This is a genomic window from Marinifilum flexuosum (assembly GCF_003610555.1).
GTDB classification, from domain to species: Bacteria; Bacteroidota; Bacteroidia; order Bacteroidales; family Marinifilaceae; genus Marinifilum; species Marinifilum flexuosum.
Window position 1 is genome coordinate 2,248,486 of record NZ_RAPQ01000008.1, and the last position, 21,527, is coordinate 2,270,012.

Below are 21,527 nucleotides of genomic sequence, written 5' to 3' on the forward strand. Positions count from 1 at the left end.
TTAATAAATTTCGAATTGGGGGAGTGGTTTTTTCGCTATGATATGACTGTCCTCGTATGCTTAAATCTTACCAATGGATTGCTATAGAATCGAGCCAGTTGCAGTCGGAATATTATTCTATTACTATATGTATTGGAATTGTAAAGTGTTGTCTAATTCTCTTTCCATATAAATAAGCTGGCTGCCAATTGGGCATTTTTTTAGCAACTTCAATAACTCTACTATCGATCTGTTTATTAATTCCTCTCATTATTTTTGGCTTTATAACTTTTCCTGTTGAATCGATCTCAATTTGAAGAATTATCCTAGTTTTTATTGTTTCAAGATTGATTGAATCTATGCTTAGGTTTGAATAAATAAACTTGAAAAGTTCTTTTTGACCACCAGGGTAGCTAGCATCTCTTTTCCAGTTTTCGGTCTGATCTAAACTATCTGCAATTGCTTTTGCTTTATCAAGGAAATCTAATCCATATTTATCCTTTAGTAGTTTTATCATTACAGAATCATAGCAATTGTAGTAATCCAAAGAATCTGTGAAATACCATTCTATATTATAATATTTACCAAGAACATAGGTGTAAGTATTTTCTACGGGTAAGAATTCTAAAGAATGAAAAGAATATTCAGATTTGGCAAAATCATTTTTCGCATTCCTAATTGCTTTTTCTCTTAATGTTTGTGAAAAAGAAGAGGAAAGGTTTATAAGCAAAGCCAATATTATTAGTATTACTGTTTTCATTGATTTGGTGTTGTTTGAGGCTAAGGTGTTGCTTCTTTGTTGTTAATAGTTCTTTCGTTCTGTTTTTCTCCACTACCGCCCCTACGCTGCCGCACGAATCCTTTCGTGTGGCTTTACATCACAACAATTACATTTTCCAATATTCCTTTTTCGCCTCTATAATCTTTAGCACTGCTATAGATGTATTCTTCCGGATAGCTCACCAGTGCTTCGTCAACAGGATTGTTATGGATGTAATTTATTTTTTCATCAATCACTTTGTTGCTCCACAATTCAATAGGTTTGTTATCATGCCTCCAGAATTGATAATGCTTAACATTGCAGGACTGTGATGCTGCTAATTTAAATCTCTCAAGCAGCCACTCTTTTCTACTTTCTTTAGGGTTTTCCTTTATTGTTTTAACCAGAGCATTACTGGTAAATCGCTTAAAATCTCCTAGTAAAAGTTCTGGTTTTTGTTCATTGACACTTCTGAATATTAAATGAACATGGTTTGTCATTATACACCATGCAAAAATTTCCATTCCTTTATTTTGCTGACAATAACGCAGACTATCTAGTAAAATTTCTTTGTACTCTAGCCTGGTAAACACCTCAATCCATTCAACTACTGCAAAGCTAACAAAATAAAGTCCTTCGGGATTTTTGAACTTATAATTTCTACTCATGACATGAATTGGTTTGGTAACAATTTAGAGTATTAATGTAAGATAAAATCATGAATACAAAAAAGCCTGACATTTCTTTCAAGCTGTATTTTCTGTTTTACTTTTGTTATTACCACACGAAAGGATTCGTGCGGCAGCGGGGTTGTTTGAGGCTAAGGTTCCGCTGGTATGGCGTCGTGCCACCTATACCACAGGTCAGTAGATTATGGTGTTGATATTCCCCTTGCTACCGCACGAGTCCTCTCGTGTGGTTTTGTTTTAGAAATGGAGCCACACGAAGGGATTGATTTCATCGAACTTCGTTTCGTGCGGCAGTGGGGGCTGTTAGGGCAAGTAATTTATTCATTCTTAATTATTCCTTTCAAGTCAACACTTATAAAGCTTTTATCTCGCTTATCATACAATGTTTCTCCAATCAAAAAGGCATTGGTAGTTGCTTCAATCTCAGCAACTCTTTTTCCTTTAGCATTGATAATTAAGCTTTGTTTATCGTTTGCTATAAATTTATAATCTGCTGTTTGTAAATAAGAAATACTTAAATTTTCATATTCTATGGTGTCTGTAACATTCAACTGCGTATCAACTGATAATGTTTTCCCTTTATTTGTAAAAACGAACAGCTTAGAAGTATCGGATTGAGGGAGACTTACCAAATCATCATTTTCATTGGCTACAAAAACCTGGTCCCCAACAAAATACTTTAAGTCTCCATAATTCTCGTCGAGAAATTCTTTTTCAAGAATCTGGTTTCCAGTTTCAGTCGAATATTTTTCAATCCGGTTTTTAAACACTAAGTACATTTCATCATTCAGTAATTTAAATCCAAGAATTGGGTCTTTTTTTACATTTATTATTGCCAAATATTTCTGTTTACCCGTTTCTCTATCAAATGCAGCGATAAAAGGTTTACCAAAGTTCAATTGTCTTTGCCCCATAAAAGCATAACCTTTATTAACCATAAACACAAGGCTGTCATTCATAAAAATCGAGGATTTGCTTGATAAACCATTCGGCAATGGATACTTCCATGCAATATTTCCTGTTTCCTTATCAATTTTTGATAATTGTTCTTTGGATGCTAAATAAATGAATGAACTGTCAACAAGGCTATTTGAAACAACATCTCTTACTAAATTATGTCCTGTTGATGTAACAAAAGTTCCTGTTAACAATCCAGCAGCTATACCAACAGCATTCTTTGCAACTGTTCCAGTGTAATCCTTTTTACCAGTAACCGTATTGTAATCCCATCCTTTCCCATTATTTATATTAATTGAATGTAGTCCTGCAGCAACTACAATCATTGTTGAATCGTTGGTGTAAAATATGTCATTCCAACCGAATTCTCGGTTTAAATCTCTTTTCCATATTACTTTTCCATTTTTCAAGTTGATTCCTTCAAGTTCATTAGTGTAACCAGTCGAACTTTTAAATTTATACCCAATTCCAATATTATCTATTGGATCAACATAGTAGATATGGTTTTTTACCTGCCAGGTCTCATTGCCAGTACTAATGTCTAAACAGGAGCTTTTATTTGCAACAGTAAAAATCATCGTATTACTAAACTGCTGTAGGCTGCTTACTTGATAAGCAATCTTTTTATTCCATAATAAACTTTTCTTGTTTAAGTCATATTGTATGATGTTTCCGTTGTTTTTGAGCCATTTGCCATTCTTGCTTAATCTGCGAGTCTGCACTGTTAAGTATCCTGATGTTGTGTCAAGAAAAGTTCTATGAATTCTCTCAGGAAAAATGTATTCAACACCAATAATTTCTGTGCTATCAATTAAACTTTTTCCTACAACTTTCTTATTGTGCAATACCTGTAAATTTTTTTGTCCAAAAGCCAGGCTTGAAATTAAAAGCAAGAATCCTATAATTATCTTTTTCATTATCTGTGATTGGTTTATTCTAATAGTGTTGGTTTTATGGGCCCTTGCTACCGCACGAGTCCTCTCGTGTGGTTTTGTTTTAGAAATGGAGCCACACGATGGGATTCGTGCGGCAACGGGGGGTATCTGATACCTCTTTGGTAAACTCCACAAATGGAAGCCATTTCCCTAAGTATTCCCTTTGGCTGTCAATCGTTTCAAAAATAGCTTTCGAATCAGATAACTCAATTTGTTTTAGTTCAATTTCTGTATCAATTTTTATTATTATCATGATGTGTTTTTTTTTACGCGACGGTCTTTGTTGTAAGTGGTTGCAGAGTAATTGCTTATAGCTATTGTTGTTCTTTCGTTATTTATTTATCAATTTTTGATTTAATTCTTTTCTAATTCGTCCCATATCAATTTGAAAGCTCTTTAAAACATTCAAATAATCAACATATACATCCACAAAATGGTAAGCGATTTTATTTCTATAATCCTGGCTATTTAAAAAATAATCAATCGCTTCTTTATTTAAATCACCACTGACAAATTCTGGAAACCAGGCATAATTATCACGCCAATCTTTTAAAGTATTATACATATTAGAAGTAATGGCGAGTTCTAATCGCTCGATATATTTTGAGTAATAGTTGTGTTTTTTTAAAACAATTATTGAAAGACTATCATTTGCGTTCATTTGTGCTAATTCTTGAAATCCTGACTTTTCAATACTTAATTCTTGATAACCAGTTAATAAGTATGCCGCTCTACCATTAATCACATCATCTTCAACTAGTGAATCCTGCATAACTTTATCAAACATTTCTGAATTTGACTCTATAAAATCTATAACCTTTTGAACTCCATCGATATTAGTTGTTATATCGTTTATTACATTCAAATAAATCTCATTCAATTTATTTTTCTGTTTTTGTTTTTCATTCCAGTTATTAATTGATAAAGCAATCAATATCCCAATGACGACAAGAATAATTTCTCCGATCGCGTAAATTAAATATTTGCTGAATTTATTTTCAGAAAGTAGTTTTATCCTAATTTTTTTAAAGAATTTTATCATTGATTAGTGGTTGATTATGATGAATATCAAAGTAAAAATAAACACAATTGTACTTATTACGATTATATCTTTAAAATATAGTGTATTTATCTACCCCAATTGGGAAGTATTGTACACTTATTATGTTTCTGCTTGTGAATGTACAAAACAATAAAGCCATTACAAAGGCATCCTATTTATATAAGCTGGGTGAGGGGAGAGATTCGCTTCCGCACTAGAATTCTCATGTGATTAAATTTTCCCAATGGATTGCAATAGGATCACGTGCTGCTGAGTGAGTAAAAGCACTCAAGCTTTTAATCGATTTCAATTATTTTTTCATTTTCATAAATAACGGAAAGCCCCTCAGTGTCATCTGACATGAATTCGTAAGACAATTCAAAATTATTTCTGGTTTCATCCCAAGGATTTATACAAGCTAAGCGTAGCTCTTTTAAATCGAATTTTTTGAACTTTTCATTTAAACCAGAATTATCTTGGATTTTAGTTCTTAGTTTGTTGTCAAATTGTTCAATGTTCTCAACAATTGGAGTGACATGTTCTATTTGTTTGGTAAATGGCCCACTTGAATTGCCATCAAGAATTATCACAATTTCATCAGAATATCCTTCTATTCGAATCGTACTTAACCAAGTTTTTACTTTTTGACTGTTGGCTTTAAACCTAGCTTCGAATGTTCCCAGTTTTTCTGTTGGTATGTATTTCTTTTTCCCAAATAGTAAGTCTTTTATCATCTTTATTGTCTATTGTTCAAACTAAGCTGGTATATAACGGATGGGGCTATGTAACGCAGGTGCCTTAGTTGATTTATGTTTTAAATTTTATAAAAAGGCAAGGTAGCTATTTTAGGATTGCATTTAACTATAACTATTCTAAGGTGGCTACCTTGCCGTTGCTCATTAAAAGCACTAAACCTACGAAAACCTGCTACCCGCCTATGGTATATAGCGTGTGTTGTAAACAGTGTTTTTTGTATTCAGTTCATTCTTAATTTATTCAAATTATTCGGTAAAAATTTACCCCAACATGTACACTAAAAAAAACAATGTTCCATAAAGCATTAATAGATTTATCGTAACAAAAAGAAAACGTTTGAGTTTAGTCAATTCGAAAGCTTTCGAGTTCCAAATAATAATCAATATATGAAATGGGGTGCTAAAGCATCCTTCAATGGAATTATTATTTACTGTTAAGCTCAAAATTACTGATATTGGAAAGAAAACAATTATCCATAAGCTTACATTATAAATATTTAAAATTAGATGCTCAAAAAAATTTTTCTTGAATTGTATATATAGTAAAAAACTTGAAAAAGTTAACAAGAGAATATTCGATAATAAAATTATAAATTGTGAAGAAATATCACCCGTTACTACAGTACCCAGAAAATCATTCGCAATTGAATAGTGTAATACAAGAAATAAGGATGCTATTGTGAAGAATTTTCCAGGACTGTAATAAAATTTTCGAAATCCATTCCAATAGTTCAAAACTAATGCTTTGGGTTGGCTTAATCCTATTCGAATATTTCGGAGAAAAGATTTTTCCAATGAAAAAATACTCTCAAATAAATCTCCTAAAAATGTTGTCAAATTAATTCTTTCACCTTTATAATATTGTCCACACTTTGAGCAATATTTTCCATTTATTTCACTTAAACATACAGAACATTTCATATTCTCTGTGGTTTCATTTGTGGTGTGTTAACATTGTTTACAACAATTGCTAAGTACAATTGTATTTGTTTCCATTATATCTTTAAAATAAAGTGTATTTATCTACCCCAATTGGGAAGTATTGTACACTTATTATGTTTCTGCATGTGAATGTACAAAACAATAAAGCCATTACAAAGAGATTATGAAATTCATACCAGTTGGCTTACTTTTTAATTTAACATCGGATTTATTTCTTTATTGATTTGTTTTTCATAAATTCGAACTTTACTTACTAAAATCCAATATTCTATAAAGTTTGTTTCAATGAAGCCTATAAAAAAGTTAATTCTACCATTACTTTTATTATTCCTGTTGTTTGGAGCTACTCCTCTAATTTTTGATCTTATCTACGAATATCCAGTTAAGTATATTTTTGATAAAATAGTTTGGAATAATCCTGTGAAAGCATTATTTGTGATAATCGCATTCCTATTATTATGGGTACAAATCAGATGGATTAAGATTGGATATAAGGCTTCGTATAATCAATGGTTTGCTTTTGGTTTTGTAATGGGGCTATTGTTTTTTGCAAGATTTGGAGATGATTGGTCGTTTTTGAAGATAGAAGCTGGTAATGGAATAGTAAAATGGTATTGGCAACCTTTAATTTATAATATCAAGCTGATTGATATTTTATGGCTTAGTTTGCTCTATCCTTTGCTTTTAATAGTCAAACGTGTTTTTCCTAAGTTATATGGCAGACTATACTCAAGGTATGTTAAAATTTATGACTCCATTTCAGAAAAATACCCAGATTTTAGTAAGAAAGAAACACCACAAAATGAGAATGCCTTTTTCGAAGAAGATATTGCTCTAAAGGATTCTGATGAACAGAAATTCTCTACTGACTATGAAAGCCCGCAATATAAAAAACTTACTGATGTTTTAGTGCCAAAACTAGAAAATCAAAAATTTAAAAAGGCTTTTAGTATTGGCATAATAGGTCCTTATGGTAATGGAAAATCGAGCTTGGTAAATTATTTGAAAGATGAATTTTTAGATAAATTGAAATATCAAAGGGTCGAGATCATAGAGTTCTTACCTGCTTATAGTCATAATCCGGAACAGATTACTACAGATTTTTTTACTTTATTGGCTTCCAAATTAAAGAAATATCATGGTAGGTTAAACCAAAGTATGCTTACATATGCTGCAAAATTACTTGAAGTACGATTTAACGGGACAAAGGATATTCAAGGGTTATTAAAACCCGGTAATTGGTTTTCTGAGAATAAATCAGCAATTCAAGCTTACCAAGAATTGGAAAAGATATTTACTCAAATAGATATTAAAACCATTGTTATTATCGATGATGTAGATCGATTGGGTAAAGAAGAAATATTACAAGTACTCAAGATTATTCGAAATACAGCCAATTTTCCCAATACCATTTTTATTGTTGCTTACGATAAGGATTACGTTATAAAAACCATTGAACAAGATTTGCTGTATTTGGATAAATATTTTCAATACGAACTATTTGTGCCTCCACACAGGAGGGAAGAGTTAATTCAAGTTTTTTCAGAACTAGTTTTGAATAAGGAAACAGGTATTGAATCTAGCAGATTAGAAAAGGTTATCAATCTTGAGATATTGAATAAGACGCTACTGGATAAATTCGTGTTCAATTATAGGGATGTTAAAGTTTTAACCAACATATATTGTACTAACCTTAACCTTTTGACTGAAGAAGTAGATTATATCGACTTGTTACATTTTACTCTTTTGAATAGGAACTTCCCAAAACAAGTTAGATACATTTATAATAACCTTGATGAAATATTTAAACTTGATACTCGTGATAAAGAGCTTACCAGATTTATTGAAATTAAAATAGAAAAAGCTTTTGATGAAGAAAATAAGGACAACTTATTTAAAAAGCTCGAAATAGAGAGTGATTTAAGTAAAAAGCAGTTTGAGACCTTGTTTAGATTTTTGTTTGAAGATAAAGGTGATACTCATAAATCGCCTAGGATAGAAGGTGATTATGAATCTGGATACGCAACAGATTTTGAAAACGCCAAGAACAAAGCAACTTATTCTCCTAATAAAGAATTTACAATTCGAAACTATGAAAGGTTTTTTCTCTATTTTGAATTATTACTTAGAGGTGATAACATATCGAATAAAGATTTTTTGGATAAGATAGAAACCGATGACTTTGAGAAATATATTTCAGATATTTTAAGTCCTCTACCAGACTTAAAGAATAAAATTCTACAAAAGAAAATAGAACAGAAACTAAAGAATTATAAAAAAATAGACAACAAAACTAAAATCAAAAACGCAATTTGGGCTTGCCACAAAGTTCGAGGTGCGTATTTAGAAAGCAACCTTATTGATGTATTAGCTACTAAGTTGATAGTAAACTATCCGAATGCCCTTGCGGATATATTTGGTGGAGATAATGATGCTTTTGCCGCTTTCTTTAAAAAGAACTTATGGGATAATCCTGAAATCGATTTGCCGTATAAAATTGTTGAAATTATTAAACTATCGGATATCAGTAGTAATGATGAAGGGAAGCCACTATATTTTGGTAGCAGCAAAGAGCAGATAAAAGAAATTCTAATCTCAAAAACAAAGGAATTTATAAAAGAATTTGGAATAAATATACAAGTGCTTCGAATTTTAGCTGCTGTATTAGATAGTTCATTAAATGTAACGGATGGTGATATCGAGTTTAGTGATTATTTGTATACTAACCAAGATCAACTATTTGAGTATTTAAAAATAGTTGAAAAGTTTTACCATGAAGGATTTGAATTTAGTTCAGCAATCTTTAAAGTTTTTACCCCTAAAGACTTTAAGGATAAATGTTTTGGAACAGAAGGATCAAGTGAGCTTAAAATATTGATCAGAGAGTTTCATCATTTATTGGAATTGCACGATTTAAGGAAAGATAATAAAAGGATTAATAGTTTTACACCATTTTATTTCTCTAAATACAAAAACGCTGATAGTTCTAATTCTGAGAATCAATCGGTATATGTTGATTGTAAAAAGGGCGGTCTGATTGGCATAGTGTCTACGGAAATAGGCTCGGTTGATATTGCCCCTAAAAAAATTACTGATACTATTTATCTTTTAGAAGGAAAGCTATCATATCTTGACTTAATTGAGAAGCTAATGCCAAACTTCAATCATTCTAACATTGTCAATTATCTCGAAGCAAATAAAGATAATTTTGAAATTTTATCAATTCAAACCAATAAAAAACTAGATCAGTCAATTATATCCTGCAGCAAGTATAATAAAATGATAGCAGATCTTAAAGAAAAAACAATGAGTGTAGAGCCTGTAAGCTTAAAACAAGTTTGACTTTCTGTGGCTTATATTTTTTGTCGAACTCGGGTTATTAATACATCAGGTTGAGCCACCTGCTCAGCCTTTTTCTTGCCCAAAAACCCGTATTTTCCACCCATTTCAATCAATTTTCTGCCATTTTCACCCAAATTTCTGTCTCCTGCAAAACATATCGGGTCTCCTGCAAAACATATTGGGTCTTTTACAAATGTTATTGGGTCTCCTGCAAAACTTATCGGGCGTTTTACAAAGCATATTGGGTCTCCTACAAAACTTATCGGGTCTTTTACAATTTGTAAAAAACTCCTGCAAAACTTAAAATGAGCCAATTAGTGCCAAAAATAATTAACAGGCTATTTTCTGTGTTTGGGATGTAATGTTTTGGTATTTAGCGTAAAATATGGGGTTGGTGAATATTCTTGACTTATTTGTGACTTAACAAAAAAGATGAATTCTTGAAAAACGTCATTTTTTAGGTGTAAACCCCAAAAAATGATGTATCCTAATAAATATAGGATGTTGGGCTACTTCGCTTGATGTGTAAAAGCTGGCCAATCTCCCAAAATACGTTTTTGTTCAAATCAACATAATGATCTCCTGAAAAAGAATATGATAAAATCGACATAAAAACAGAGGTAAGTGCATGGTCTGTAAAGCCTTAAAACACTGGCTCAGGAGAAAATATTAAAAAAAATTAAACAAAAGTTTGAAAATTATAAATAAGTCGCCATAACTTTAATATACAATCAACAATCAAATTTTATAAATCAAAAAAACTTTTAGATATGGCTACAATAACAGATACCATTGATTTTATTGATCCTAAAGAAGAAGGATTTGCAGGAAGAGGTGATAATTACATTGAAAAATCTCCTAAATATGTTGATGCTGGCATTTTGAACAAAGAGGAAAATGATGAGATCATACTGGAGTTACAAGAGCTTGAGGCCTTGCGGAAGGCCAAAAATGAGGCTCGGAAAGTGGCTGCCGATATGCGCAAGGCTTATGCGGAGAAAAGGAAGTCACTAGAAAAGAAATTGCGTTTGCAAAAAAAGAAGGTAGATGCAAATCCTTTGGCTACTCCTGAAATGAAACGTGAATTGTATTTGGTGAACGAAAAGAAAACGGATACCACCAATAACAAATCTCCAAACTTGCATGGTCGTGTTGTAGGTGGGGTACCAAAAATTTCTTACGTGAAAAAACCAATGCAGGGGATCAAACTCTATGGGAAAATTAACGGTGGAGAGTATGATTTTGAGACCACGGTAAATGGATCCTTCTTTGAGGATACCAGGCCGCGAATCAATCCAAAAGCGGTTGAGGTAAGAGAGTACTATGCCTACTATATGTATGAAAACAAAAGAGTGGGCCGAAAATCGGAACCTCTTCGAATTGTATTGCCGCCGATAGAGTAGGTGTATACATTTAAATGATACGGCTGTCGTAATTCAATATATAGCGAATCGCCACCAATAAAAGGATGACGATTCCTCAATGCCACTCGAATTTCGAGTGGCATTTTTAGGCTCTGTATCATTTATAGTGGGTTATTCTTTAGAAGTATCACTTGTGACCTTTATTTTGTTCCAGTGACCAAGGTGGGCATTGGAAGGTCTAGCTAATTAGACGCAGAAAAATTTTTAGCAAGACGGGGAAGCTGATCCCGAAATAGATTTTGTAAGCATTTGAGAAGCAAATGCAACAAAAATCATAATCGGGAGAAGATCACTCCGCCGCATTTAAAGTTTTCAAGTATAAATAGTTTGAGCTTACACGCCCTAGATTTTTTGCATCCTTTTTTATCAATGAAAAAAGGATGAGCCATGCGGCTTGAGCAAAGTAAAGTTAAAATAAAGGATGATAGGATAATTTTTTCATCAAATATTGATTGTTTTAGTTACCCACTAAATTTCATATAGAACCTATTTTTAATTCTCTTTCACTTTTAATTCATAGAAAGTGGTTTCCGGATCTTTTTCGCGGGTAAACTCGATGTTGCTGTTGTTTAAAAGTACAATCTCGGCAGTGGTGTAAATCAGGTTTCCATCCACCAAATGTCCGCCAATGGTGTAACCGGTGCTATCGGATACCGAAATGTGAATGTGATTGTGTTCGCCTTTGTCGGCAAAAGTTCCGGTAAGTGAAACAATTTCGAAATGTCCTTTCAAATGCAACAATTCTTTTTGATTGGCAGGACGAATGTTCAACTCTCTTAAGCTTCCCACACAAGTAGAGATGGATGCCGATTGCAATTGCTTGTTCTTTACAAATTGTGCCATTTCCTGCTTTAAATCCATTCCTGGCTTTAATCGCAGTGCGTAGCTTTCTACATGATTTTGCTGACAGGAAAACAAAGCAATAAAAGCTACAAGAACAAGGGTGCTGTATAATTTCAACATGCTTGATTATTTTTTGAAAGTTTAGGATGCAGTGGGAATTCCAAATTCCATAGCTATGTGCGATGATGATATCGGTAAATAGCAAAAAAAAATCGCCACCGGATGAAGGGTGACGATTTCTTAACCTGGAAGGGTGGAAGCCCCTTTGCTCCAAGAAAGATTTTTAGAGTGAACACGGAGGGAGTCGAACCCCCAACCTCCACAGCCGTAATGTGGTGCACTATCCAGTTATGCTACGCGTCCGTTGGTCTCTTAAAAAAGAGGCTGCAAATATAGCAGTTTAAAATTTAGTTATGCAAATGAATTTGCATTTTTTTGTCGTCAACATTTCTGCGATGACTTCTTTCAAAAAAAAATTAAAAATCGTTACCGGATGAAGGGTAACGATTTCTTAACCTGGAAGGGTGGAAGCCCCTTTGCTCCAGGAAAGACTTTTAAAGTGAACACGGAGGGAGTCGAACCCCCAACCTCCACAGCCGTAATGTGGTGCACTATCCAGTTATGCTACGCGTCCGTTTTCCTTAAAGGCGCTGCAAATATAGGGGTTTTAGCTTGGTTTATGCAAGCCTTTTTTCTCTTTTTTTTGAAAGTTTTGGTCGGAATTATTCTAAGCGGTTTGTAAGTAGAAACTTACAAAATAATTTTTTTTTGAGTTTCACAGGATATTCTTTGTCCAGCTTCATTTTTAACATGGCTTTAACAAGAATTCATAACAATTGCTAAAGAATATTTCCTTAAATTTATTTGGAATAAAAACAAATAGCGTATCGAGATTGTATTCCATACTGTGAATCTCTCATTCAAATCGATTCAAAAATCTTAAATTATTAAATAAAAAACGGAATTATGAAACGAACCATTTTAAGAAAAACAGCATTCCTTGTGGTATTGGCCTTTGTTTTTACACTTAGCGCTAGTGCAGATGGTGGAAACAAGAAATTAAATAGCGAAAAGAGCAAAGTAGAGTGGTTGGGTAAGAAAGTAACTGGTGAGCACTCTGGAACCATAAAGGTATCGGAAGGAAGTTTGATGCTAAATGGAGACAAGCTTGAAAAAGGAAGTTTTGTGGTAGATATGGGTACAATTGTTTGTACGGATATCAAAGACGACGGGTACAGAGCGAAATTGGAAGGACATCTAAAATCGGATGATTTCTTTGGAGTAGAGAAATATCCAGAAGCAAAATTTGAAATGCTTAAGGCTAAGAATTTAGGTGAAGGAAACTATGAAATACATGGCAATATTACCATTAAAGACATTACCAAGCCAATTAGCTTTAAGGTAAATATGCATCAGCATGGCAACGATTTGCATGTAAGTGGTAAAATTGTGATTGACCGAAGCCAATTTAATGTGAGATATGGATCGGGTAGTTTTTTCGATAATTTGGGAGACAAAACCATATATGATGATTTTGAGTTGACCTTAGACTTGTATCTGCAGTAGGTAGGTTGATAAGGAATTGAAACCGGATTCGAACAGAATTCGGTTTTTTCTTGATAATAAGTCTGTGTTGGTCATATTAAAATGCGTGTTAATAAAGGATTGTTTTTTTTATATTGTAAATAATTGTATTTTAATAAGGTTAAATCCACTTAAACCCTACTTGTATGAAGCGAAGTATTTTTGCTACATTATTATTGATTTTTTGTGTGAGTAGTTTATTTGCAAAGGTTAATCCCAAAAACCTTATTAATGCCAATGTTTATTCTACAATTTTAAAGGAAAAAAGAGATTTGAGAATTCTATTGCCCAATGAATTCAAAGATACTTATTTCAGTTACCCGGTTATTTATTTGCTGGATGCAGAGTCTAACTTTGCCACAGGAGTTGAGGTGTTGAGTTTTCTGATGGACAATCATTTTATTCCTCCTCATGTGGTTGTTGGCATTCCCAATACCGATCGATTTAGAGATATGACACCAGTTGATTCGGTTTTGAATAAAACCATATTTCCAACAAGAGGTGGGGCCGATACTTTTTTACAAGTTCTGGAAACGGATATCTTTCCATTTGTAGCGAAACAGTATCGAGGCAGCTCTCGTCGTTTGGTAATGGGACATAACTATAGTGGATTGTTTGTAATGCACGCATTCCTTTCACGTCCCGAATTGTTTGACCGTTACATGGCTTTTAGTCCCATTTTATGGTGGAACGATACGGCCATGCTTCATGATATGGACCTGTTCCTGACAAAAAACTCAAGCGTACGCAAGCATTTGTTTATGAGTTTTGCCAAAGAAGCTAAAAACATGCTGGAGGCTTGTAAAGAGCTTGCCAAATTATTGGAAGAGAAAGCTCCTATGGATTTAAAGTGGAAATATGAATGGATGCCCGATGAAGATCATTACAGTTTGTATAGAAAAAGTTTAATGAGTGGAATGGAAGTGATCTTTAGGGATTACAAATATCCGAGCGTTGAGGATTTGGCAAAAGGTGGAGTAGGAAGTGCAAATGGCTTTTTACGAGATATCATGCTGAATTATGGTAGAAATGAAAAATTGCCATACTCATTGTTGGAAAGTGTTTGTTTGCAATTAAAGCAAGAAGCAAGATATGATGAAGCCATAAAGTTTTTGACTTACACATCGGTTAATTATCCTGAAAGGGCAGAGCCATACTTTTATGCAGGTGAAATTTATGAATCCACCGATAAACCGAAACAGGCATTCAAGTTTTATGAGGCAGCGCATCAAAAGGATAAGGGAAGATGGGATTATGAGCAGAAGTACCTGGCTATGCAGAAGTTATTGGAAGAAATGCGCAATAAAGAACAAAATAAAACCCCACTTTAATACTTTGGATCATAAAAAATAGGATTGAATGAAAGGGATATTTTTTACTGAATTGCTGGAAATGGCAGAAAGAGAGTATGGCTCTCAGGTGGTAGACAAAATCATTCCATTTTTGGAAGTTGGAGATCATGGTGTGTTTAATGCCAATATGGATTATCCTTATACACAATTTCACGAGTTAATTAATCGTCTGGCAGATGAAGTTCGAATTGCACCATCAGATTTGACCAAGCTTTATGGAGAGTATCTTTTTAGTCGTTTGATTATAATCTATCGTCCACATTTTGCAGGAAATTCGGATATTTTCGCATTCCTGGAGCAAATCGACTATTTTATTCATGTAAAACTTCAAGCCGATTTTCCTCACAAAGGCATTCCGGGTTTTAAGGCTGAAAGAATCAATCAAAACACATTTGCCCTAAGTTACCAGTCGAAATATGATCTTATCGATTTGGCTATCGGTTTGTTTATGGGGTGTCAAAAATTCTTTAATGAAGATTTAACGGTCAATGCCGAAATCAAAACAGAATTCGATAAGGAATGGGTCTGTATCACCTTGAATAAGTCAAGAGTATTAGTTTGATTCCATATTGTGGAAAGTATAGAAGCTGGTTTTTCCCGCTTTTATAATTACCTGAACGTTCTGATTGCTCATAGAACCATTGGGAGAGCTAACTTGTAGGTTTAAGTTGTTCTCACCTTCTTTCAATTTTATCCTTTTGTAATGTATGCTGTGAGGCAAAGTTTGCCAGTTTCTGGTATCGGCTTTTTCGGTTACGGCATTTAAAAGACCAACAAACATTCCTAATGTGTCATCTTTGCTGCGGGCATAATTTTCCAAAGCCTTTTTAGTTGCCAGGCGCAATAAGGAGTTTGCCATTTCTCTCAGCATTCTGTCGCGAAGAGACTTAAAGGCAATGGCATTAATATCCTCTGCTTTTTCCAATTGATAATGGATGGTATCATTCACCAGGATAGAAGCATTGGTAAATATTGGCATTCTTTCACGGTATTTTGGGAAAGCGACTCTAACAAATTCCAAATCGTTTAATGAACTTCTCTTGTCACTGTCCATATCGCCAACGTAGAAAGGAAAACTAACATCTTCACCTTCGTTTACCATGGTAAGGTATCCATCTCTGCTATTTAACGCGCTAAAATTAATGCTCCATTCATCTTTTACCGGACCTAAACCTGTAAGCCAAATAAAAATTAAATCTCCTTCATCTTTACTGCTCTTCATATAGTCGAAGCCAAATTTGTCTTTGTAAAATTCGTATTCCTGATTTAATCCGGTTAGGGACGCAGTTCTTAGCATGTCCTCTTTAAGTTGCTGAGGAGCGGGAGTTCCAAAGTTTTTGGTGTAATTCTCTTCGTAAATCTTAAAAGCATTTCGATATGCGATAAAGGCGTTGTTATAATCTTTGGAAGAATCATAAATTAAGCCCATCAAAATGTGAGCAAAAGCATCATCGCTATAGCGATTTTTATAGTTCCTCGGGTACTTGTCATTTAAAGCATAAAGCTTTTCGTTTACCCTTCGGCATTCAATTAATGCAGATTCTGTATTGCCCAATTCCAAATAGCTTAAAGCTTTGTAGAAATTCAGCATTACATTTTCAAAATCTTCGGGAACATATGGTTTTGTTGCCGGATTCGTAAGAAGTGCCAAGGCTTCGTTGGCAATGTTTTTTCTCTGGTCTTCAATAAACAAGTCGGCTTCGTTGAAATAATTTGTAGCCTTTTGGTAATCTTGTTGCATCCAGGCAAGGGTACCCTTATTTAAAAGATATAAAGAACGGTTTTTATTTCTTTTGTTTTTTGGATCCTGATCAAGCATTTTTTCAGCATTGACAATATCTCCGTTAAGGAAATACTGATTGAATGCCTCATTTTGTGCATAGTAAGTTGCACATCCTGATAAGAATAAACTGCTAACAAATAGAATTAAAATAAAGGCCTTGTTTTTAGGAAGCATATAGTTCATTGCCGAAGTAGAGAAGAGAAGGGAAGACGAATCTTCCCTTATTAAACTTTATCGATTAACGTATTTCTTGATTTTCTTATCACCAATCCAAACCAATTCGTTGGTTTCAAGATTGGTTAATTCAAGATTTAGTTGGTAATATCTTACCTTTTCTTTCTTGTAACTATCAATAATTGAGGTGATGTCTCCTTGAAGGATAAAGTCAGCTCCCAATTCACGTCCCCATTTTTTAATGGTTTCCTTAGAAGCGAAATCTTGTTGATCTGCTCTTTCTTGTCTCAATTCTTCTCTTTTGGCACCAGCCTGAACCAAGCGCACACGGCCGTCGTTCAAAATTGCTTTTTCAATGTCTTTGATATAAGTATCAGCATCGATATGCTCAGAGCTTTTGTTCATGATTAAACCAACGGTTACCACTGGTTTTTTATTGAACTCTTTTTGATAATCAGAAATCCAACCTTGATTAAGAACCTGATCAATTAAAGCTTCGGCAGCCAGTTTGGAATCGGTATCGTTCCAACGACCACTTAAATCAATTTGTTGATCTGGAGAAACTCTTGTTACTTGTCTTGAACATGAAGCAAAACTTACTACTGCAAGAGCGAAAACAAATAGGCGAAATGAGTGTTTCATATAACTAATCATTTTTGTTTGTAAATTCAATTTAAGTGTAACTATTAAACTTTTTAGAGTAAGCAATATTTATGCCATACTATTAATCTCTTCCTTTAAATTATGTAATTTTTTGTAAAGTGATTCACTTACGGGAACTAGAGGAAGTCTTAAGTTGTTCAGTATAATTTCTTTTTGATGAAGGATGGCTTTTACACCTGCAGGATTGCCTTCTTCAAAAATAGCTTTAATGATATCGAAAAAGTGATAATGGATTTGTAAAGCTTCGCTTTTTCGTTCTAATGCTTGTGTTACCATGCTGCTAAATTCATTCGGAAAAGCATTGCCAATAACCGAAATCACTCCTGAAGCACCCAATTGAATCATTGGATAAGTAAGCGCATCATCGCCTGAGATTAGCATGAAATGATCAGGTTTGTCTTTGATGATTTGCATGATCTGTTCCATATTACCAGAAGCCTCTTTTACGGCAATAACATTATTCAATTCATTGGCAATACGAATGGTCGTATCGGCATTGATGTTAACACCAGTTCTGCCAGGAACATTGTAAATGATTACAGGTACCGGGCTTGCTGAAGCGATTTCTTTGTAATGCTGGAAAATTCCTTCCTGGCTTGGTTTGTTATAGTAAGGCGCAACCGATAAAATTGCATCGATCTTATCAAAGGAATTGAATTGATTGATTTGTTCAACAACTTCTCTGGTATTGTTGCCTCCAAATCCTACCACCAATGGTACTCTATTGTTATTGGTTTCAATTATAGCATTGATAACAGCTGCTTTTTCATCTTTGGATAAGGTAGCTGCTTCTCCTGTAGTTCCCAAAACTACCAAATAGTTTACGCCATTGGTAATCTGAAAATCTACAAGCTTGTGTAAAGAATCGAAATCAACATCACCATTGTCGAGAAATGGGGTAATAATGGCAATTCCTGTTCCTTCAAATTTATTAAGTGTCATTTTAGTCTTTTTTTATTAGTGATAGGTAGTTAAGGCTTTCTGTTATTAAATTATCAATGGATTTATTATTTCCCTGATTAATCATTAAATCCAAACGACCACTTTGGTCCGATGCAGCACCCACTTTACAAGCTGCTGCTGACAATTCTGCCAGGTATCTAAATGAAATGTGATCCGAATCTGATAAGATAAATAGCAGATCGAATCTTTGCTTCATAAAGTTGATTATCTCTTCAGAAATGGGTTGCCCCGACCATTTTACATCCTTATTGGTATAGAAAATGATTTTTTGAGCTACACCAAAATCAGGTAATTCATTTGCATTTATCCAACCAACAGCTTTAACATTATATCCTTTTTTGCTTAAGTCATCCGAAAACTTTTTCACCCTTGGGTAATTCTTATCATCGAGAGTATCGAATAGAATTCCAATGTTTTTTGCACTTTGCAAGTTGTGAAACTCCTTTTTTCTGGGATTTTTGCTTAGTTTATTATTAATAATGCGATCAGCAAGCTTTTGTTTGATGTTTTGGATAAAACTCATTTTCAGAATAATAGTTTAAATTCAGACTTGTCGTCAAGAGGCTTTTTATTGCAAACTCATTTGAATTGACAAGTTATGAAAAATTTTTAAGCCTAATTTATGTAATCTATTTATATTTTTTAGGAGATTGATAACCTCCGTTAAAAACTTTGCCAGGCTTTATCTTTATCTCATTTGCAAGATCATTCATGTTTTTTGCACTAATGCTTTCGCAAGCTTTAATTGCAATTTTCGCACAAGCTAAAGTATCCTCAAGTGCATCGTGATGCTTCAAGGGAATATCAAAAAGATGTGCCAATGTGTTGAGCTTATGATTGGGCATGCTTGGCCACAAATTCTTGCTAATTTGAACGGTACACATGTAATCAAAATCTGGATTAGGAATTCCATAAGTTTCCAAACAGGCACGCAGCACAGAAACGTCGAAACTTGCATTGTGAGCAATTACCATACTGTCTTGTAAATAATCCTCCACTTCATCCCAAATGTAATTGAAACTTGGCTGGTTGGCTACATCATCTTCAGTAATGCCATGTATGCTCACATTAATTGGGTGAAAATACATTTCAGGAGGTGAGATCAACCATTCGCGACTGTCAACAATTACTCCATTTTCAACTTTAACCAAACCAAGCGAACAGGCTGAATTTCTTTTGCCATTTGCGGTTTCAAAATCAATTGCGGTAAAATTCATATGTAATTTTTTACTTAGGAATTGATCTTTTCTAAAAATTCATCTTCCGAAATCATTTGAATCCCTAGCTTTTCAACCTTAGCCAATTTACTAGGTCCTATTTTTTCGCCAGCCAGTAAAAAGCTTGTTTTTTTAGAAATCGAACCAACATTTTTACCACCGTGCAATTCAATTAATTCTTTCAACTCATCACGAGAGTGCTTTTCAAAACTGCCGGAAATAACAATGGATAGGCCTTCTAATTTATTGCTTCCTTCGCCAGAATCAGAAACTTCTTTTTCCAACTGAAGTCCATAAGTTTTCAATTTACTGATTAATTCCTGATGGTATTCATCCGAAAAATATTCAACAATGCTTTCGGCAATTTTATTTCCGATTTCGTCAACTTCTATCAACTCTTCTACAGTTGATGATGCCAATTGGTCGATGGAAGGAATGGCTTTGGCCAGTTTTTTTGCAACAGTTGCACCAACATATCTTATTCCCAATGCATACAATACTCTTTCGTAAGGAACTTGTAGTGAATCTTGAACACTGTTTAAAATTCTATCGGCTGACTTATCGCCCATACGTTCCAAAGGAACAATATCTTGTTTCTTTAAGATGTATAGACCAGAAATGTCCTGAATCAAGTTTTCTTTAAATAGCAGATCAATGGTTTCTTCTCCAAGACCATCGATATTCATAGCTCGTCGGCTAATAAAGTGTTCGATTCTACCTTTAATTTGAGGCGGACAACTTCTGTCATTCGGACAGTAGTGATTTGCTTCTCCTTCTTTACGAACTAGTTTGCTATCGCATTCAGGGCAATTTTCGATGAATTCTATTTTGTCAGCTCCATTAATCCTGTTGGCTTCATCTACACCCACAATTTTTGGAATAATTTCCCCACCTTTTTCAACATAAACGGTATCACCTTCATGCAAATCCAAATTGTTAATGATATCGGCATTATGCAGTGATGCACGTTTTACTGTAGTTCCCGCTAAAAGTACAGGTTCTAAATTGGCAACGGGTGTAATTGAGCCTGTTCTTCCCACCTGGTAAGTAACTTGATTCAGTTGAGTAGATACTCTTTCAGCTTTGTACTTGTATGATATTGCCCAACGGGGTGATTTTGCGGTAAAACCTAATTCTTCCTGTTGGTCAATCGAGTTAACTTTGATAACAATTCCATCGATAGGAACTGGCAAGCTATCACGTTTCTCATCCCATGACTTAATAAAATCGATTACTTCATCGATATTGTTACAAAGAGCTGTATGAGACGGTACTTTAAAACCCCAGTTTTTAGCAATCTGCAGATTGTTAAAGTGTTCTCTTTTAGGATTGTTTACGCCCAATAAATAGTACAGGTAACAATCTAATTTTCTTTTGGCAACAACGGCAGAATTCTGCATTTTAAGTGTTCCCGAAGCTGCATTTCTTGGATTGGCAAATGGTGTTTCTCCAATCTCTTCGCGCTCCTTGTTTAGTTCTTCAAATACTGAAAAAGGCATTAAAATTTCGCCTCTAATCTCAAATTCTTCAGGATAATCACTTCCACTTAATTGCAATGGTACCGATCGAATGGTTTTCACATTTGCAGTTACATCATCACCTCTTACTCCATCGCCTCGGGTAACCGCTTGAACCAATTTCCCATTCTTGTAGGTTAAGGAAATGGATGTGCCATCGTATTTTAATTCGCACACATACTTAATATCACCATCAATCAATTTCTGAATTCTGGTTTCAAAATCGCGAATTTCATCTTCGGAATAGGTATTCCCTAATGATAACATCGGGTGTTTGTGTTCTACCTGGTTGAATTCAAGGTTGATATCGCTACCAACACGCTGAGTGGGTGAATTTGGATCATTAAATTCAGGATATTTTACTTCCAGTTCAATCAACTCTTTCAATAGCATATCGAAATCGAAATCTGAAATGCTTGGTTGAGATAAAACGTAATAATTGTGATTGTGTGTATGTAATTGATTGCGAAGTTCGTCAATACGAAGTTTTGCTTCTTGTTGGTTCATAATCTAATTGTGATCAATTCGTGAATAGACTTGAAGAATAAATCATCTTCAGGAATTGTAAAAATAGTAAACCTTAAGCTTAATTTTACATGCTTTTGG

The 21,527-nt window shown here is 34.1% G+C and carries 19 protein-coding genes and 2 tRNA genes; 5 read left to right on the forward strand and 16 right to left on the reverse strand.

Translation table 11 applies throughout. The features are described 5' to 3' along the window. Positions 1-112 precede the first annotated feature (112 nt). The 6 genes from BXY64_RS09095 to BXY64_RS09120 all read right to left on the reverse strand — a co-directional run bounded on the left by BXY64_RS09095 (position 113) and on the right by BXY64_RS09120 (position 5,096). Entirely contained in the window at positions 113-739 is a 627-nt protein-coding gene (locus BXY64_RS09095; RefSeq protein ID WP_120239561.1) for an energy transducer TonB, read from the reverse strand. Positions 740-852: 113 nt separating this feature from the next. Continuing rightward, positions 853-1,407 carry an REP-associated tyrosine transposase gene (locus BXY64_RS09100; RefSeq protein WP_120239562.1) on the reverse strand — a complete coding sequence of 185 codons (555 nt, stop codon included), beginning with the start codon at positions 1,405-1,407 and terminating at the stop codon, positions 853-855. A 338-nt stretch (positions 1,408-1,745) separates the two neighbouring features. Further along, positions 1,746-3,302: an outer membrane protein assembly factor BamB family protein gene (locus BXY64_RS09105; RefSeq protein WP_120239563.1), complete on the reverse strand. Its 1,557-nt coding sequence runs from the start codon at positions 3,300-3,302 to the stop codon at positions 1,746-1,748. 79 nt (positions 3,303-3,381) lie between these two features. Then, positions 3,382-3,573, reverse strand: coding sequence for a hypothetical protein (locus tag BXY64_RS21420; RefSeq protein WP_120239564.1), 192 nt, complete (start codon positions 3,571-3,573; stop codon positions 3,382-3,384). Positions 3,574-3,651: 78 nt separating this feature from the next. Further along, entirely contained in the window at positions 3,652-4,362 is a 711-nt protein-coding gene (locus BXY64_RS09115; protein ID WP_120239565.1) for a hypothetical protein, read from the reverse strand. Between the two features lie 296 nt (positions 4,363-4,658). Continuing rightward, positions 4,659-5,096, reverse strand: coding sequence for a hypothetical protein (locus BXY64_RS09120; protein ID WP_120239566.1), 438 nt, complete (start codon positions 5,094-5,096; stop codon positions 4,659-4,661). Between the two features lie 1,248 nt (positions 5,097-6,344). Between BXY64_RS09120 and BXY64_RS09130 the strand changes: the two genes are divergently transcribed. Next, positions 6,345-9,401, forward strand: coding sequence for a KAP family P-loop NTPase fold protein (locus BXY64_RS09130; RefSeq protein WP_120239568.1), 3,057 nt, complete (start codon positions 6,345-6,347; stop codon positions 9,399-9,401). An 11-nt stretch (positions 9,402-9,412) separates the two neighbouring features. Here BXY64_RS09130 and BXY64_RS09135 read toward each other — a convergent pair whose 3' ends face one another. Beyond that, positions 9,413-9,715, reverse strand: coding sequence for a hypothetical protein (locus BXY64_RS09135; protein ID WP_120239569.1), 303 nt, complete (start codon positions 9,713-9,715; stop codon positions 9,413-9,415). Positions 9,716-10,171: 456 nt separating this feature from the next. Here BXY64_RS09135 and BXY64_RS09140 point away from each other — a divergent pair, with 456 nt between their 5' ends. After that, on the forward strand, positions 10,172-10,804 hold the full coding sequence (locus BXY64_RS09140; protein WP_120239570.1) for a hypothetical protein: 633 nt from the start codon (positions 10,172-10,174) through the stop codon (positions 10,802-10,804). Between the two features lie 513 nt (positions 10,805-11,317). Here BXY64_RS09140 and BXY64_RS09145 read toward each other — a convergent pair. The 3 genes from BXY64_RS09145 to BXY64_RS09155 form a co-directional block, all read right to left on the reverse strand. After that, positions 11,318-11,788, reverse strand: coding sequence for a PPC domain-containing DNA-binding protein (locus tag BXY64_RS09145; RefSeq protein WP_120239571.1), 471 nt, complete (start codon positions 11,786-11,788; stop codon positions 11,318-11,320). A 169-nt stretch (positions 11,789-11,957) separates the two neighbouring features. Then, positions 11,958-12,031, reverse strand: a tRNA-Arg gene (locus BXY64_RS09150). A gap of 197 nt (positions 12,032-12,228) precedes the next feature. Continuing rightward, positions 12,229-12,302, reverse strand: a tRNA-Arg gene (locus BXY64_RS09155). 332 nt (positions 12,303-12,634) lie between these two features. Here BXY64_RS09155 and BXY64_RS09160 point away from each other — a divergent pair. From BXY64_RS09160 to BXY64_RS09170, 3 genes are all read left to right on the forward strand, one after another. After that, the gene (locus tag BXY64_RS09160; protein WP_120239572.1) at positions 12,635-13,234 is read left to right on the forward strand and encodes a YceI family protein; all 600 of its coding nucleotides are present in this window, start codon (positions 12,635-12,637) and stop codon (positions 13,232-13,234) included. A 164-nt stretch (positions 13,235-13,398) separates the two neighbouring features. Beyond that, positions 13,399-14,583 (forward strand): alpha/beta hydrolase-fold protein, encoded by a 1,185-nt coding sequence (locus BXY64_RS09165; protein ID WP_120239573.1) that lies wholly within the window; start codon positions 13,399-13,401, stop codon positions 14,581-14,583. Positions 14,584-14,611: 28 nt separating this feature from the next. Further along, the gene (locus tag BXY64_RS09170; protein WP_120239574.1) at positions 14,612-15,166 is read left to right on the forward strand and encodes a heme NO-binding domain-containing protein; all 555 of its coding nucleotides are present in this window, start codon (positions 14,612-14,614) and stop codon (positions 15,164-15,166) included. Here BXY64_RS09170 and BXY64_RS09175 read toward each other — a convergent pair. The 6 genes from BXY64_RS09175 to ligA form a co-directional block, all read right to left on the reverse strand. Further along, positions 15,158-16,570: a COG3014 family protein gene (locus BXY64_RS09175; RefSeq protein WP_147375957.1), complete on the reverse strand. Its 1,413-nt coding sequence runs from the start codon at positions 16,568-16,570 to the stop codon at positions 15,158-15,160. The two genes, BXY64_RS09170 and BXY64_RS09175, sit on opposite strands and share 9 nt — an antisense overlap. A 48-nt stretch (positions 16,571-16,618) precedes the next feature. After that, complete coding sequence (lpoB, locus tag BXY64_RS09180; RefSeq protein ID WP_120239576.1) at positions 16,619-17,203, reverse strand: penicillin-binding protein activator LpoB; 585 nt, start codon at positions 17,201-17,203, stop codon at positions 16,619-16,621. A gap of 69 nt (positions 17,204-17,272) precedes the next feature. Continuing rightward, positions 17,273-18,166, reverse strand: a complete 894-nt coding sequence (gene dapA / locus BXY64_RS09185; RefSeq protein ID WP_120239577.1) for a 4-hydroxy-tetrahydrodipicolinate synthase — start codon at positions 18,164-18,166, stop codon at positions 17,273-17,275. Position 18,167: 1 nt separating this feature from the next. Beyond that, positions 18,168-18,710: a DUF6913 domain-containing protein gene (locus tag BXY64_RS09190; protein ID WP_120239578.1), complete on the reverse strand. Its 543-nt coding sequence runs from the start codon at positions 18,708-18,710 to the stop codon at positions 18,168-18,170. 106 nt (positions 18,711-18,816) lie between these two features. Continuing rightward, a complete protein-coding gene (locus tag BXY64_RS09195; RefSeq protein WP_120239579.1) occupies positions 18,817-19,404 on the reverse strand; it encodes a 3'-5' exonuclease in 588 nt (195 codons plus the stop codon). A 14-nt stretch (positions 19,405-19,418) separates the two neighbouring features. After that, on the reverse strand, positions 19,419-21,428 hold the full coding sequence (gene ligA, locus BXY64_RS09200; RefSeq protein WP_120239580.1) for an NAD-dependent DNA ligase LigA: 2,010 nt from the start codon (positions 21,426-21,428) through the stop codon (positions 19,419-19,421). Positions 21,429-21,527 lie beyond the last annotated feature (99 nt).